9 protein-coding genes are annotated in these 16840 nt (G+C 74.1%); 7 read left to right on the plus strand and 2 right to left on the minus strand.

What is annotated here, in order from left to right:
• Positions 1–65 precede the first annotated feature (65 nt).
• Complete coding sequence (locus LZF96_RS17835) at positions 66–2318, minus strand: FdhF/YdeP family oxidoreductase (protein WP_233873379.1); 2253 nt, start codon at positions 2316–2318, stop codon at positions 66–68.
• A gap of 529 nt (positions 2319–2847) precedes the next feature.
• Here LZF96_RS17835 and polA point away from each other — a divergent pair.
• Positions 2848–5526 (plus strand): DNA polymerase I, encoded by a 2679-nt coding sequence (gene polA / locus LZF96_RS17840; protein ID WP_233873382.1) that lies wholly within the window; start codon positions 2848–2850, stop codon positions 5524–5526.
• A gap of 358 nt (positions 5527–5884) precedes the next feature.
• On the plus strand, positions 5885–7525 hold the full coding sequence (locus tag LZF96_RS27085; RefSeq protein ID WP_308294231.1) for a hypothetical protein: 1641 nt from the start codon (positions 5885–5887) through the stop codon (positions 7523–7525).
• Positions 7526–7636: 111 nt separating this feature from the next.
• Here the strand turns inward: LZF96_RS27085 and hrpB are convergent, their stop codons facing one another.
• Positions 7637–10225 carry an ATP-dependent helicase HrpB gene (hrpB, locus tag LZF96_RS17855; RefSeq protein WP_374203266.1) on the minus strand — a complete coding sequence of 863 codons (2589 nt, stop codon included), beginning with the start codon at positions 10223–10225 and terminating at the stop codon, positions 7637–7639.
• 757 nt (positions 10226–10982) lie between these two features.
• Here hrpB and rpsA point away from each other — a divergent pair.
• The 5 genes from rpsA (at position 10983) to LZF96_RS17880 (ending at position 16773) form a co-directional block, all read left to right on the plus strand.
• On the plus strand, positions 10983–12500 hold the full coding sequence (gene rpsA, locus LZF96_RS17860; protein WP_233873276.1) for a 30S ribosomal protein S1: 1518 nt from the start codon (positions 10983–10985) through the stop codon (positions 12498–12500).
• Positions 12501–12738: 238 nt separating this feature from the next.
• Positions 12739–13824 (plus strand): proteasome assembly chaperone family protein, encoded by a 1086-nt coding sequence (locus LZF96_RS17865; RefSeq protein ID WP_233873279.1) that lies wholly within the window; start codon positions 12739–12741, stop codon positions 13822–13824.
• Positions 13825–13871: 47 nt separating this feature from the next.
• Entirely contained in the window at positions 13872–14474 is a 603-nt protein-coding gene (gene coaE, locus LZF96_RS17870) for a dephospho-CoA kinase (RefSeq protein WP_233873282.1), read from the plus strand.
• Between the two features lie 155 nt (positions 14475–14629).
• Positions 14630–15868 (plus strand): VWA domain-containing protein, encoded by a 1239-nt coding sequence (locus tag LZF96_RS17875; RefSeq protein ID WP_233873286.1) that lies wholly within the window; start codon positions 14630–14632, stop codon positions 15866–15868.
• On the plus strand, positions 15865–16773 hold the full coding sequence (locus LZF96_RS17880) for a hypothetical protein (protein WP_233873291.1): 909 nt from the start codon (positions 15865–15867) through the stop codon (positions 16771–16773). Before LZF96_RS17875 ends, LZF96_RS17880 begins: the two co-directional genes overlap by 4 nt.
• Positions 16774–16840 lie beyond the last annotated feature (67 nt).

Below are 16840 nucleotides of genomic sequence, written 5' to 3' on the forward strand. Positions count from 1 at the left end.
CGCGTGGACGGCGGGTGTCCCGGTCCCGTCCTATCCCGGGCCGGCCACTCCGATCAAGCGCTTGCTCAGGAACCGGTGGGGGTGAGCCGGATCACCACCGACTTGCTGGTGGGCGTGTTGCTGCCCACCGCCGTGGAGTCCAGCGGCACCAGGACGTTCGTCTCCGGGTAGTACGCCGCCGCGCAGCCCCGGGCGGTCGGGTAGCACACCAGGCGGAAGTCCGGCGCCACCCGCTCCGCGCCGTCCGCCCACTCGCCCACCAGGTCCACCCGGTCGCCGTCGGCGAACCCCAGGGCCTCGGCGTCCTCCGGGTTGACCAGCACCACCCGTCGGCCGTCGCGCACCCCCCGGTACCGGTCGTCCATGCCGTAGACCGTGGTGTTGTACTGGTCGTGCGAGCGCAGCGTCTGCAACAGCAGTCGCCCCTCCGGCAGCCGGGGCCACTCCACCGGCGCCGCCGTGAAATTCGCCTTCCCCGTCGCGGTCGGGAAGCGCCGCTCGTCCCGGGGGGTGTGCGGCAGGGCGAACCCGCCCCGGCGTCCGACCCGCTCCTCGAAGTCCTCGAAGCCGGGGATCACCCGCTCGATCCGTTCCCGGATCAGCCGGTAGTCCTCGGCGAACCCCTCCCACGGCGTGGCGCTGCGATCCCCGAGCACCCGTCGGGCCAGCCCGCAGACGATCGCCGGTTCGGAGCGCACCAGCGGACCGGGTGGGGTCAGTCGTCCCCGGGAGGCGTGCACCTGCCCCATGGAGTCCTCCACCGTGACGAACTGCGCCCCGGTGCCCCGCTCGTCCCGGTCGGTGCGGCCCAGGGAGGGCAGGATCAGCGCCCGCTCCCCGGTCACCACGTGCGAGCGGTTCAACTTGGTGGAGACCTGCACGGTCAGCCGCGCCCGGCGCATCGCCGCCTCGGTGACCGCCGTGTCCGGGGAGGCCGAGACGAAGTTGCCGCCCATGCCGATGAAGACCTTGGCCCGGCCGTCGCGCAGCGCCCGGATCGCCTCCACGGTGTCCATGCCGTGCGCGCGGGGCGGCGCGAAGTCGAACTCCCGCTCCAGGGCGTCGAGAAACCATTCCGGCGGACGCTCCCAGATGCCCATGGTCCGGTCGCCCTGCACGTTGCTGTGGCCGCGCACCGGGCACACCCCCGCGCCGGGGCGGCCCACGTTGCCGCGCAGCAGCAGGAAGTTGACCACCTCGCGGATGGTGGGCACCGAGTGGCGGTGCTGGGTCAATCCCATCGCCCAACACACCACGATCCGGTCGGCGGACAGCACCATCCGCAGCGCCTCGTCGATCTCGTCGACGGTCAGACCGGTCGCGGCGAGGGTCTCCTCCCGGTCGGCCTCCCGGGCCGCCGCCGCGAACTCCCCGAAACCGTGGGTGTGCTCGCGGACGAACTCCTCGTCCACCGCGCCCGGTGTCTCCAGCAGCATCCGGTTCAGCATCCGGAACAGCGCCTGGTCACCGCCGATCCGGATGCGCAGGAAGAGATCGGTCAGCGGGGTGCCGCCGCCGACCAGGCCCCGGACCGTCTGGGGGTTGCGGAAGGCCAACAGTCCCGCCTCCGGCAGCGGGTTGATCGAGATGATTCGGGCGCCCCCCGCCTTCGCCCGCTCCAACGCGCCCAGCATCCGGGGATGGTTGGTCCCCGGGTTCTGGCCCGCCACGATGATCAGGTCGGCCCGGTGCAGGTCCTCCAGAGAGACACTGCCCTTGCCCACCCCCAGCGTCTCGATCAGGGCGGAGCCGGAGGACTCGTGGCACATGTTCGAGCAGTCCGGCAGGTTGTTGGTGCCGAACTCGCGGACGAACAACTGGTAGAGGAAGGCCGCCTCGTTGCTCGTGCGCCCCGAGGTGTAGAACAGCGCCTCGTCGGGGGAGTCGAGCGCGTTCAGCTCCTCCGCGACGATGCCGAACGCCTCGTCCCAGCCGACGGGAACGTAGCGGTCCGAACCCGGCGCCCGGTACATCGGCGCGGTCAGCCGCCCCTGTTGCCCCAGCCAGTACCCGGAGCGGTGCTCCAGGTCCGACAGCGGGTGCGCGGCGAGGAACTCCGGACCGACCCGGCGGGGCGTCGCCTCCTCGGCGACCGCCTTCGCGCCGTTCTCACAGAACTCGGCGAGGTGCGGCCTGTCGGGCTCCGGCCAGGCGCAGCCCGGACAGTCGAAGCCGGTCGGCTGGTTGATCCGCGACAGCGTCAACGCCGTGCGCCGCGCCCCCATGCCGCGTCGGGCCATGCGCAGGGTGTGGCCGATCGCCGAGGCGCCGGCCGCGTGGTCGGCGGGAGCGGAGATCTCCGGGTTCTCCTCGGGGATCTCGCCCCTCCCGGCCCGGGCCCCCGGTGCCCTCGACTCCTCCGGCCGCTGCGCCACGGGGTCCTCCTGCGGGTCGTCGTTCGGGGCACGGGGCCCTCGCGCCGGTCGGCCCGGCGGGCGCCCGGTCGGGGGCGGCGGATCCGCGATCCGGCGCGGACCGTCCCCGCCGCCGATCGTGCCACGTCGGGGGCGCCCGGGCACCCCCGTGACGAGCGTTCGGCGGGACCGGGGGAGGCTCGTCACGGCGCGGGCGCCCCCGCTCCCGCCGCCGGCCCCACCCCCGACCCCGGTCCGAACACGGTGGGGCACGGGCGGGACGGCACGCCCCGGGGCCGGCCGGTGCCGGCGGGCACCGGGCCCCGGTCGGGCCGGGACACGCGCCGACGGACCGGGAGTGTCGGTGCCGCGTGGGAGGATGCCGGACGTGACCGAGAACGCATCGACGACCGAGCAGCGAACCGACCCGCCCGCCGATCGCCCGCCCGTTCCCGGGGCGACCGGCTCGGAGCCCGCCGGACCTCCCCGGCTGATGTTGCTCGACGGCCACTCGCTGGCCTATCGGGCGTTCTTCGCGCTGCCGGCCGAGAACTTCACCACCGGCGACGGGCGGCCGACCAACGCGGTCTACGGCTTCACCTCCATGATGGCCAACACCGTGCGCGACGAGCGCCCCACCCACCTCGCCGTCGCCTTCGACGTCTCCCGCCGCACCTGGCGCTCGGAGCGCTTCGCCGAGTACAAGGCCAACCGCTCCGCCACCCCCGACGAATTCCGGGGACAGGTGACCGCTATCGGTGAGCTGCTGGACGGGATGAAGGTCCCCCGCTTCGCGGTGGAGGGCTTCGAGGCCGACGACATCATCGCCACCCTCGCCACCGGGGCCGCCGCCGAGGGCTTCGAGGTCCTCGTCGTCACCGGCGACCGGGACTCCTTCCAACTGGTCTCCGACCGGATCACCGTCCTCTACCCCACCAAGGGCGTCTCCGAGCTGACCCGCTTCACCCCCGCCGCGGTGGAGGAGAAGTACGGCCTGTCGCCCGAGCGCTACCCCGACTTCGCCGCCCTGCGCGGCGACCCCTCCGACAACCTGCCCGGCATCCCCGGCGTGGGGGAGAAGACCGCCGTCAAGTGGTTGCGGCAGTTCGGCTCCCTGGACGAGCTGTTGGAGCGTGCCGACGAGGTCAAGGGCAAGGTGGGCACCAACCTCCGCGAGCACCTGGACTCCGTGCGGCTCAACCGCGAGCTCACCGAGATGGTCCGCGACATGGACCTTCCCGCCGGCCCCGCCGACCTGGTGCGCGTCCCATACGACCGGGAGGCCGTCACCGCGCTGCTGGACTCCCTGGAATTCCGCAACCGCAACCTGCGCGACCGCCTGTTCGCGATCGACCCCGCCGAGGCGGAGGCGGAGGCCGCCGACGGGACCGGGGCCGAGGGGGAGGAGGGCCCCCGGATCGAGGGCACCCGGCTCGCCTCCGGCACCGTCGCCGAGTGGCTGGACCGGCACACCGACGGCCCCGTGGGCCTGGCGCTGCTGGACGAGTGGAAGCTCGGCAGCGGCACCGTCCACGCCCTGGCGCTCGCCCACCCCGACGGACCGGCAGCCCACATCGACCCCACCGACGCGGACGCCGACGACGAGCGCGCCCTCGCGGCGTGGCTCGCCGACACCGAACGACCCAAGGTCGTGCACGGCGTCAAGCAGGCCCGGCGGGTGCTGGCCGAGCACGGTTGGGAGATCGCCGGCGTCACCATGGACACCGCCCTGGCCGCCTACCTCATCCAGCCCGGCCGGCGCTCCTTCGATCTCGAGGGGCTGGGCCTGGAGTTCCTGGGGCAGGAGCCGGTCGCGACCGGTGGCTCCAACGGCCAACTGGCCCTGGACGCCGACGAGAACGCCGAGTCCGAGGCCCTGATGCGCCGCGCCCGCACCGTCCTGGACCTCGGGGAGACCCTGGCGGAGCGCCTGCGGGAGGTGGGCTCCGAGGACATGCTGCACGACATGGAGCTGCCGGTCTCCGACCTGCTCGCCCGCATGGAGCGCGCCGGGATCGCCGCCGACCGGGAGCGGCTGGAGCGGCTGGAGCAGCAGTTCGCCGCCGCCGTCCGGCAGGCCGTCGAGGACGCCCACGCGGCGGTCGGCCACGAGTTCAACCTCGGCTCCCCCAAGCAACTGCAGGAGGTCCTCTTCGGTGAACTGGGCCTGCCCCGCACCAAGAAGACCAAGACCGGCTGGACCACCGACGCCGACGCCCTGATGTGGCTGGCCGGGCAGACCGAACACGAGCTGCCGGTGCTGATGCTCCGCTACCGCGAACAGGCGAAGCTGCGCACCACGGTCGAGGGACTGATCAAGGCGATCGCCCCGGACGGCCGCATCCACACCACCTTCCAGCAGACGGTCGCCGCCACCGGGCGGCTCTCCTCCACCGACCCCAACCTCCAGAACATTCCCGTGCGCACCGACGAGGGCCGTGCCATCCGGGGCGCCTTCGTGGTGGGGGAGGGGTGGGAGTGCCTGCTGACCGCCGACTACAGCCAGATCGAACTGCGGGTGATGGCCCACCTGTCGGAGGACGAGGGGCTCATCGAGGCCTTCACCTCCGGCGAGGACCTGCACGACACCGTCGCCTCCCAGATCTTCTCGGTGCCGCGCGAGCGGGTGGACCCCGAGATGCGTCGCAAGACCAAGGCGATGAGCTACGGCCTGGCCTACGGGTTGTCGGCCTTCGGCCTCTCCCAGCAGTTGGGCATCGGGGCGGACGAGGCCCGGCGGCTGATGGACACCTACTTCGAGCGCTTCGGCGGGGTGCGCGACTACCTCCAGCGGGTCGTCGGCGAGGCCACCGCGGTGGGATACACCCACACCATCCTGGGGCGCCGCCGCTACCTGCCCGACCTCTCCAGCACCGACCGCCGGCGCCGGGAGATGGCCGAGCGGATGGCGCTGAACGCCCCCATCCAGGGGACCGCCGCCGACATCGTGAAGATCGCCATGCTGCGGGTGGACGCGGCACTGCGCCGGGAGGAACTGCGCACCCGGACGCTGCTCCAGGTGCACGACGAGATCGTGCTCGAGGTCGCGCCCGGCGAGCGCGGGGCGGTGGAGGAGCTGGTGCGTCGGGAGATGGCCGGCGCGGTGGAGCTGAAGGTTCCGTTGGACATCTCGATCGGAGTCGGCGACACCTGGGAGGCCGCCGCGCACTGAGCGACGGGCGGGGCGGACGGCCGGTGGGCCGCCCCGCCCCGCGGCGGATCGGACGGCCCGTCACGGGCGGTCGCCCGGGGAACGTCTCGGTTCCCGGGGCGGCCGCCCGTGAGCGTTCCCCGGGCGCGCCGTGACGAGGATGTGTTCGGTTCCCGAACACGACCGGTGGAACCTGGTTCGGAAACCGGATGTTGACGTAGTGTCGTCGTCGTTGTCGATCGGCACCGGGCGATGTCCCCCCGGCGCGCTCCGGCGAACCCGGGTGTCCCACCCGCGCGTCGGTGGGCGGAGCCGATCCGACGCTCACCGCTGTGGAGCGAGGGCGGGTCGCCGGTGACCCGTGGAGGGGAGAGATCGGGTGGCGTCCACCAGGCGGAGGATCAGGCGCGGCCTGTCCGGGTCGGCACTGGCCGCGGTCGCCATGGCGGCCCTCACCGCGTCGCAGGGGACGGAGCTCCTGCTCGGCGCCGAGGCGGCCGACCGTTCCGACGGTTCGAAGGGCGACAACGACTACCCGGGCCGCCCCTACGCCACCGAACTCCCGCCGCTGGGCGCCCCCGACCCCGAGGCGGATCCGGAGGGTCCGGCGGAGGCGGGGCCCGGCCCCGACGGTCTTCCCGTCGGCCCGGTCGGCGAGGCCGCCGCCGGTATCCCCGCCGCCGTACTGGAGGCATACCGCGCGGCCGAGGCATCCCTCGCCGCCTCCCACCCGGGGTGCGCGCTGGAGTGGGAACTCCTCGCCGCCATCGGCAAGGTGGAGTCCGGACACGCCCGCGGCGGCGCGCTGGACGCGGTCGGCAACGCCACGCCGTCGATCCTCGGGCCGGTGCTGGACGGCAACGGCTTCGCCCGCATCACCGACACCGACGGCGGTCGCTGGGACGGGGACGCGGTGTACGACCGGGCCGTGGGCCCGATGCAGTTCATCCCCTCCACCTGGGCGGGATGGGGCGCGGACGGCAACGGTGACGGTGTCAGCGATCCCAACAACGTGTACGACGCGACGCTCGCGGCCGGCCACTACCTGTGCGCCGGCTCCCGTGACCTGAGCCGGCCGGCGGACCTGGACCGGGCGCTGCTGAGCTACAACAACTCGCGCGAGTACGTGAACACCGTCCTCTCCTGGCTGGAGTACTACCGGGAGGGCGTCCATGCCGTGCCCGACGCCGGTCCCGGCGTCGCCGGCGGGAACAGCGGTGCCGTGCACCGCGACGACACGCCCTCGGAGCGTCGGGAGGAGGAGACCCCGCGCGAGGAGCGTCGACCGGCCGCCGCGGCGCCGGCGAGCCCCGCGCCGGCCGCCCCGGGGCCCACCACTCCCGCGCCCGGACGACCCGGCGGATCCGCGGACCCGAAGCCGTCCCCGGGTACCCCTGCTCCCGGCACGCCGTCCCCCGGCACTCCCGCCCCGGGCACCCCGTCTCCCGGTACCCCCGCGCCCGGTACCCCCGCGCCCGGTACCCCCGCGCCCGGTACCCCCGCGCCCGGTGATCCCGACGCGAAGCCCGGCGGCCAGGTGCCCGGTCCCGGTACGCCGCCGGCGGAGGAGGAGCCGACGAAGCCGGCGCCGCCCGCCCCGGTGGACCCCGTCGAGCCGGAGGAGCCGGGGACCGAGGACCCGGAGGAGCCCGGCGAGTGCCCGGTGGATCCCGACCCCGGTGACGGCACCGACCCCGACGACCCCGGAAACCCGGGGGACGCCGAGGAGAGCGGTGACACCGGGGGCGCCCGGGAGGCCGAGGACGGTGGGGACGGGAAGAACCCCGAGAAGCCCGAGAATCCCCGGGGCTCCGAGGACGGCGAGAACCCCGAGAACCCCGAGAACCCCGAGAACTCGGAGAACGAGGACGCGGAGGAGGAGCCCGGCTGTCCCGGTGACGACGAGGACGCCGATGACGACGCCGCCGCCGACGACGAGGACGGGGACGACGCTGAGCGGGGCGACGATCAGGGGAAGAGTGGACGCACCGCCGACGCCTCCCCGCGCCGCGCCGAGTGATCCCGCCGGCATCCGACACCCCTCACCCCCGTCCCCCGACGGGATGCTGACGGGTCGATGACCGGGGACCGCCGACCGTGATCGGCCGGCGGTCCCCGATCCCGCCCCGTCTCACCCCCGGCGCTGCCCCCGCCGCGACGGTTCCGCCGTCAGCGGGTCCTCCGGCCAGGCGTGCCGGGGGTACCGGCCCCGCAGATCGGCCCGCACCGCCCGGTACCCCTCGCGCCAGAACGAGGCCAGGTCCGCGGTCACCGCCGCCGGCCGCCCGGCCGGCGAGAGCAGGTGCACCACCAGCGGCACCCGTCCGTCCGCGAGTGCCGGCGTGTGCTCCATGCCGAAAAGTTCCTGGACCCGGGCGGCCAGCACCGGACGCTCCCCGGAGTAGTCGACCCGGATGCGCGCCCCGGAGGGGACCTCCACCCGTTCCGGCGCCCACTCCTCCAGCCTCGCCGCCGTTCCGTCCGCCCACGGCAGCAGCGCGGTGAGCATCCGAGCGGTGTCCAGCCGGGCCAGTCCGGCCCGGTTCCGGGTATCGCCCAACCACTCCCCGGCCCGCGCCACCAGTGCCTCGTCCGAGACGTCGGGCCACGGTTCCCCCAGCGAGTCGTGCAGGAAGGCCATCCGTTCGCGCAGCCCCCGTGCCGCGCGACTCCACTCCAGCAGGGTGTCGATCCCCTCCCGGCGCAGGCCCTCCATCAGCGCGGCGCGGACGGCCTCCGCCGAGGGGCGGCGCAGCGGCTCCTCGCGCAGCGCGATCGACCCCAGGCGTTCCACCCGACGGGTCACCACGTCCGGGGTACCGGCGGAGGCGGAGGCCCATCGGACCTCTTCCCCCACGGAGTGCCGGGCCCCGGCCGCGAGCAGCGCGATCTCCTCGTCCGCCACGGCGGCCAGGCGGACCACGGCGTTCGCCGCACCGGCGGGTCGGTCCGCGACCGCGACCGCGAGCCACGGGGCGTCGCGCAGCGGCGACTCCGCCGCCGTGGCGGCCCGGGTGCCGGAGACCATCAGGAAGGCGCCCGGTCCCCGGTGGCGGCCCACCCGGTCCGGGTGGGCCAGCGCGGCCACCAGACCGGCGGCCCGTCCGTCGGACCACTGTTCGCCGGCGCCTTCCGGCGAACCGGGATCGCCCGGGGCGGAGTCCTTCCGGAGCAGGCTGTGCAACCGGTCGGCCTCGCGCCGCCACCGTCCGGCCCAGCCGTCCCGGCGGCCCCCGCTCGTGCCGTGCCGCGCCGCCCGGCACACCGCCGCGAGATCGTCCCCCATCGCCCGGGGCGGTTCCTCGCTCAGCACCGCCACCAGTTCCGCCGCCCGCCGCGCGCCGACCAACGGCGCCGCGTCGAGCAGGGCCCGCGCCCACCGGGGATGCAGGCCCACGGCGGCGATCCGCCGGCCGCGATCCGTGACCCGGCCGTCGGGGTCCACGGCGCCCAGGTCCCGCAGCACCGCCCGGGCGGCGGCCATCGCGCCGGCGGGCGGCGGACCGGGAAGCGCCAGGTGCTCCGCCGCGGGATCGCCCCAGCAGGCACAGCCCAGCGCGAACCCGGTCAGGTCCGCCACCTCGATCTCCGGGCGGGAGAACTCCCGCAGCCGGGTGTGCTCCGCCTCCGACCAACAGCGGTGCACCCGCCCCGGCGCCTCGCGCCCCGCCCGCCCGGCGCGCTGCCGGGCGGAGGCGCGGGAGACCGGGACGGTCACCAGGGACCCCAGGCCCCTGGCGTGGTCGGTGCGCGGTTCGCGGGCCAGACCGCTGTCCACCACCGCCCGCACGCCGGGCACGGTGAGCCCGGATTCGGCCACCGAGGTGGCCAGCACGATCCGCCGGGTGCCGTCGCGGGGGCCTGCGAGGACGGCGTCCTGGACGGCGGACGGGGCCCGACCGTGCACGCCGGGGATCTCCACCCGACCGGCCCCCGTGCCCACCTCCGGCCCGAGCCGGTCGGCGAGCAGCGCGGCGACCCGGTTGATCTCACCCGTGCCCGGCAGGAAGCACAGCACGTCGCCCGGGCTCTCCCGCAGCGCCCGCACGGCGGTGTCCGCGACGTGTCCGAGCAGCGCGGGGTCCACCGAGGTGCCCCGGGCCGGGCGCACGGGGCGCGGCGGCGGGCACCACACCTCCTCCACCGGATGGGAGACACCCCGCACACCGACCACGGGGGCTTCCAGCAGCCGTGCCCACAGGGTGGTGTCGGTGGTGGCGGAGGCGGCGATCAACCGCAGATCGGGACGGAGGGCCGCGCGCACGTCCAGCAGGAACGCGATCGCGGTGTCCGCGTCCAGGTGTCGCTCGTGGCACTCGTCGAGCAGGACGGTGCCCACGCCCGGCAACTCGGGGTCGTGGTGCAGTCGGCGCAGCAGGATGCCGGTGGTGACCACCTCCACCCGGGCACGGGATCCGGTCCGGCGCTCGCCGCGCACGGTCCAGCCGACCCGGCCGCGGGGGCCGGCCTTTTCGCCGAGCAGCCAGGCGATGCGCCGGGCCGCCGCCCGGACGGTCATGCGGCGCGGCTCCACCACCAGGACGCGACCGGTCGATCCGACGGGGGCGGGGAAGCCGGGGAGGAGTCCGGCGAGGACCGGCGGGACCAGCGTGGTCTTGCCGGTGCCCGGTGGCGAGTGGAGGACGGCGGTGCCGGCGCTCTCCAACGCGTCGCGCAGGGCGGGCAGGGCGTCGCACACCGGCAACGCCCGGGCCGCCACCAAGCGGTCCCCGGGCGGGGCGCCCGACGCGCCCGACGCGCCCGGGGAATCATCCGTTTCGTCGCGCCGGGCGGGGCGGTCGGGTCGCCCCGGGGTGTGCCCCGACCGGCGTCCCCCTGCCGTGTCCCCCTCGTCCCGCCGTACCGTCCTGCCGGGGGATCCGGTGTCCTTCCGGCCGGCGTCGCCGCCGGACCGGGCGGGGGTCGGACCCGGAGTGCCCGGTGCGGTGGGATTCCCGGTGCGGAGCGGTGCGGGGGAGTGGTCGGCGGGTGGCAACGCGTCATGGCTCACCGGGTGATTGTGCCGTGCGGGCGTTCCACCGTGCCGGTGCGCGGTTGTCGGTCACGCGCCCGCCGTGATGCGCCGGGGCGGGCTCGGGAATCTCGCGGGGCGGGAACGGGGTGGAGTCGGGGCCGCGCCCCGGGCGCGGGGGCCCTCCGGAGGTGTCGGGAGTGACGGAAGTCCCGAACGGGACTGTCGCTTCTGTCCGGATACCGCCCCCGCTGGGCGGAAGCGCGCATTGACCGGGGTCGAAAGCGCCCGTATGCTATAAGACGCGCTGCGGACCTGCGCGCCTCGGACGGAGCAGGTCGCGCTCGCACTGGTTGTATGTCCCCTCGGTTGGTGGGGCGCTTTTCGAAAATCTCATGTGATCTTCGGTGGGGCGCTCCCCGGGCTGTCCGGCTTCGGCAGTGCGACACGGGTTCGTGCGTGGTATTACCGACGACATTCTGTCCGTACCGGAGCCCTTTACCACATGACGAGCAGCACCGAGACCACCGTGGCCACCCCGCAGGTTGCGGTCAACGACATCGGTTCCGAGGAAGCCTTCCTCGCCGCGATCGACGAGACGATCAAGTACTTCAACGACGGCGACATCGTCGACGGCGTCATCGTGAAGGTCGACCGGGACGAGGTCCTGCTCGACATCGGTTACAAGACCGAGGGCGTGATCCCCTCCCGCGAGCTGTCGATCAAGCACGACGTCGACCCCAACGAGGTCGTCGCCGTCGGTGACGAGATCGAAGCCCTTGTTCTCCAGAAGGAGGACAAGGAGGGTCGTCTGATCCTGTCCAAGAAGCGCGCGCAGTACGAGCGGGCCTGGGGCACGATCGAGAAGATCAAGGACGAGGACGGGATCGTCACCGGTACCGTCATCGAGGTCGTCAAGGGTGGTCTCATCCTCGACATCGGCCTCCGCGGCTTCCTCCCCGCCTCCCTGGTGGAGATGCGCCGGGTCCGCGACCTCCAGCCCTACGTGGGCAAGGAGCTCGAGGCCAAGATCATCGAGCTGGACAAGAACCGCAACAACGTGGTCCTGTCCCGCCGTGCCTGGTTGGAGCAGACCCAGAGCGAGGTCCGTCAGACCTTCCTCACCACCCTGCAGAAGGGTCAGGTGCGCTCCGGCGTCGTCTCCTCCATCGTCAACTTCGGTGCCTTCGTGGACCTTGGTGGCGTGGACGGTCTGGTGCACGTCTCCGAGCTGTCCTGGAAGCACATCGACCACCCCTCCGAGGTCGTCGAGGTCGGCCAGGAGGTCACGGTCGAGGTCCTGGACGTCGACATGGACCGCGAGCGCGTCTCGCTGTCGCTCAAGGCGACGCAGGAAGACCCGTGGCAGCAGTTCGCCCGGACCCACCAGATCGGCCAGGTCGTTCCCGGCAAGGTCACCAAGCTGGTGCCGTTCGGCGCGTTCGTCCGTGTGGACGAGGGCATCGAGGGTCTGGTCCACATCTCCGAGCTGGCCGAGCGCCACGTGGAGATCCCGGAGCAGGTCGTCCAGGTCAACGACGAGATCTTCGTCAAGGTCATCGACATCGACCTCGACCGTCGTCGGATCAGCCTGTCGCTGAAGCAGGCCAACGAGACCTTCGGCGCCGACCCGATGGCCGTCGAGTTCGACCCGACGCTGTACGGCATGGCCGCGTCCTACGACGACCAGGGCAACTACATCTACCCCGAGGGCTTCGACCCGGAGGCCAACGACTGGCTGCCGGGCTACGAGAAGCAGCGGGAGGAGTGGGAGCACCAGTACGCCGAGGCGCAGACCCGCTTCGAGCAGCACCAGGCCCAGGTCATCAAGTCCCGCGAGGCCGATGCCGAGGCCGAGGCCGAGGGCGGTCCCGCCGCTCCGCAGGCCGGTGGCGGCAGCGGTGGCGGTGGCGGTGGCGGTGGCGGCTCGTACTCGTCCGACCCGGGCGAGGACACCGGCGCGCTGGCCTCAGACGAGGCTCTCGCCGCCCTGCGCGAGAAGCTGGCCGGCGGCCAGAGCTGATTCCCTCCCGCGGGCGGTGACGCCCGCGGTGGGCACCGCGCATCACGGCGGAACCCGCCCCCGAGGCATCGGGGGCGGGTTCCGCCGTTTCCGCACCCCTGTTCGGGGGAATGCCCGGTGCCCCGGACACGTTGATCACCACGAGCGACCGATACGAGGCGACCGGTTCGGCCCGCGTGATCCGCGTGGGCCCACCACGCGACGGACCACCACGGAACCGGAAGGAGCGGCGGTCACGGTGCACGATCCGCAGGACCTGTACGAGTGGGTGCCCGAGGGCCTGGCGATGGTCGAGGCCATCCCGGCCGACACCCACCCCCACCCCCGGGCCGACACCGGCCCCGATCCGGGCAGCGACCCCGGCCCGGACCCGGACACCGATCCGGACCCCGCTTCCGGGACACCGGCCGGGGACGGGGCGGACACCCCGACCGGCCCGGTGCTCCTCTACCACTTCGAGGGCTTCCTCGACGCCGGGGAGACCGGCACCCAGCTGATCGAGGAGCTGCTCGACGACAGGCGCACCGGCGTCACCGTGGCCCGCTTCGACCATGACCGGTTGGTGGACTACCGCGCCCGCCGTCCGGTGATGACCTTCCGCCGCGACCGCTGGACCGATTTCGAGGCGCCGCGACTGGAACTGCGACTGGTGCACGACGACACCCGCAGGCCGTTCCTGGTGCTCTCCGGCCCCGAACCGGACGTGGAGTGGGAGCGCTTCGCGGCGGCGGTGCGGCAGATCGTGGAGCGCCTGCGGGTACGCCTGGCGGTCGGCTTCCACGGCATCCCGATGGGCGTCCCGCACACCCGGCCCATCGGCCTGACCTCGCACGGCAACCGGCCGGAGCTGGTGCCGGCGCGCAACGACCTCTTCGACGAGGCGCAGGTCCCCGGCAGCGCGGCCTCCCTGCTGGAGCTGCGGCTCTCCGAGGCGGGTCACGACGTGCTGGGCATCGCCGCGCACGTCCCGCACTACATCGCCCGGTCCCGATACCCGGATTCGGCGCTGGTGGTGTTGGAGGCGCTGACCACCGCCACCGGACTGGTGCTGCCGGAGATCGCCCAGACCCTGCGTACCCGCAGTACCCGGGTGCGCCAGGAGATCGACCGGGAACTGGCCGAGGGGGACAACGAGCTGGTGGCGGTCGTGCGGGGTCTGGAGCAGCAGTACGACGCGGTGGCCGGGGCCGCGACCCGGGGCAACCTGGTCGCCGAGCCGGCCGAACTCCCCTCCGCCGACGAACTGGGCGCGGTCTTCGAGCGTTTCCTCGCCGAGCGGGAGGGGCCGGAGGAGGGGGAGGACCCGCCGCCCCCGACGCCCTGAGCGGCCGGGCCCGTCGGGTCCGGCCCTCGGCCGGTAGCCTGCTGTCCATGCTGACAGTGGGACTCACCGGCGGAATCGGTTCCGGCAAGAGCGCGGTGACCCGCCTGCTGGCGGAGCGCGGCGCGGTGGTGGTCGACGCCGACCGCGTCGCCCGCGAGGTGGTCGAGCCGGGCACGGAGGGATTGGCTGCGGTGGTCGCCGGGTTCGGCCCCGGGGTGTTGGGGCCGGACGGCGCCCTGGACCGTGAGCGGCTGGGCCGGATCGTCTTCTCCGATCCGGCGCGGCTGGCCGCCCTGAACGCCATCGTCCATCCGTTGGTGGCGCGGCGTTCAGCGGAACTGCGCGCCGCCGCGCCGGCGGGGGCGGTGGTGGTGCACGACGTGCCGCTGCTGGTCGAGAACGGCCTGGAGGACCTGTACGACCTGGTCGTCGTGGTGGACGCGTCCGAGGAGGTCCGCTTGGACCGCCTGGCGCGCTCGCGCGGGATGGCCGAGACCGACGCCCGGGCCCGGATGGCCGCGCAGGCGGACCGTGCCGCCCGGCTGGCGGTGGCCGACCGGGTCGTTCCCAACGACGGGACCCTCGCCGAACTGGAGGCCCGGGTGACCGAACTGTGGGAGGAACTCGCGGCGCGGGCCGCCGCCGGCTGAGCCGTTCGGAGCGCGCCCCGGACGTCCCCGGCGGGTCGGGTCGTGCCCGGTTCGTCGCCCGTCGCCGGACAAGACGCCACATAGCGAAGTGCTCCCGGGAGCGCGGGTGGTGGGCGTTTTGGTGGGGAGCCGGGGTGGTCTCTATCATCCGCCAGATGATCATAGGAAGAAGGGTGGCGGCGGCCCTCTGCGGCACACTCGCTGCCCTCATGACCGGTGCCCTCGCGGCCCCCGCCGCCGCCGAGCCCGTCCGCGAGACCGACCCCCCGAAGGTGAACTTCGTCCTCGACGTCAGCGGCTCGATGTCCGAACGCGACATCGACGGTGACACCCGGATGAACGCCGCCAAGCGCGCCTTCAACGATGTCATCGACTTCATCCCCGAGGGGGTGCACTTCGGTATCCGCACCCTCGGCGCCGACTACCCCGGTGACGACCGGGAGGGCCGCGGCTGCGTGGACAGCTCCCAGCTCTACCCCGTCGGGCCCGTCGACCGCACCGAGGCCAAGACCGCCGTCGCCACCCTCGCCCCCACCGGCTGGACCCCCATCGGCTACGCCCTCCAGGGCGCCGTGCGGGACCTCGGCGACGGCGACGGGATGCGCCGCATCGTCCTGATCACCGACGGCGAGGACTCCTGCGGTGACCCCGAGCCGTGCGAGGTGGCCCGTGAGCTCGCGGCCTCCGGCATCGGGCTGACCATCGACACCCTCGGCCTGACCCCCGCCGACTCCGCCGTGCGCGAGCAGCTCGGCTGCATCGCCGAGGCCACCGGCGGTACCTACACCGCTGTCCAGGACACCGACCAACTCGCCGACCGCCTCAAGCAGATCGTCGAGCGCACCGCCGAGGTGCGGGTGGAGACCCCGACCGTCGTCGACGGCGCCGACGAGTGCGCCGACGCGCCCCTGCTGGGAGCCGGTGTCTACAGCGACCGCCAGGAGTTCGGCGAGCACCGTCGCTACCGTGTCCAGGTCGCCCCCGGCCGTGAACTGCGGGCCTCCGTCAGCGTCGCGGCCGACCGCCCCATGGACCGCGACCACGGCGTCCTGCTCCGCCTCCTCTCCGAGGACAGCCGCGAACTCGTGCGCGGCAGCACCGCCGGCCACGGGCGCACCGACGTCATCGCCACCGGCCTGCGTCACCCCTCCGAGGCCGAGTCCGAGGAAACCCTCTGCCTGGAGGTCTCCCACTCCTTCTCCGCCCCGGACGACGTCCAGCGCGCCCCCGGTATGCCCGTGGAGTTGACCGTCGACCTCGCCGCCGCCGCGGACACCCCGTCCGACGTCGCCGCCTTCGGTCTCGCCCGGGGATGGTTCCCGCTGCTCGTCCTGACCCTCACCGGGCTCGCCGCCGGCGTGCTGTGGGGCCTGATCCGGAGGGTCCTGGCATGACGCACACACCACGCGTCCCGCGCACCGAGCGGACGCGGCGATCGTCCCGACGCCCCGCCGGCCGCCTCCCCGCGGCCCTCGCGATCTGCGCCGCCCTCCTGCTGGGCACCGCCGCGCCGGCCCTCGCCGAGGACGAGGACGGCGACGGCACGGGGACCGACACCGGCACGCCGTCGACGGTGGCCGCCGGCACCTCCTTCCGGACCGCCGGTGTCCTGGAACAGGGCGGCACCGCGACCGCCCCGGCCACCATCGGCGAGTACCTCTACTGGGTCTTCCCGGTCGCCGCGGGCCAGAACGCCTCCGCCTCGGCCACCGTCACCTTCCGCGACCAGGGCGTGCGTTCCGGCGCCGGCACCTGGCGCCTGGACCTGTACGACGGGCTGCGCCGCCTCCAGCCGTGCACCGCCGGCCGCGCCGAGGACACCGCCGACGCCGGAGCCGACAGCCTCGTGCTGGACTGCACCCTGCGCACCGTCCGGGCCTGGGCCGAACCGTGGGCCAACGACCCGCTGCCGGGCGCCTACTACCTGCGACTGACCGCGGTGGACCTGCCCGAGGAGGATCTCGGCCTGCCCGTGGAGGTCACCCTGGAGGTCGGCGCCGAGGACGCCGGCGGGGCCCGGGCCCGGGGCGGCGAACTGCCCGCGCCGCTCGTCCTCACCAACCGCGCCGGTGAGCTCGACCCCGCACTCCCCGACGAGGACGCGGACGCCGAGGAGGCGGAGGACGGGGACGCCGAGGGCTCCGGCTCCGTGACCGGCGCCGGTGCCCTCACCGAACCGGAGGTCGGGTGGAACGGCGGATGGTGGAGCGACCGCTGGCTGTGGACGGGAGCCGGTGGGATCCTCGGCGGCCTCGCCGCCATCGCCGGTTACACCCTGGTGCGCCGACCCCGCGCCTGATTTCCGCGACGCCCCGCCGGCCCCCGGCGGGGCATCGCGTGCCCGGGACCGACAGCGGGTCGGTCCC

The organism is Streptomyces sp. ST2-7A (genome assembly GCF_021390475.1).
Classification (GTDB): domain Bacteria; phylum Actinomycetota; class Actinomycetes; order Streptomycetales; family Streptomycetaceae; genus Streptomyces.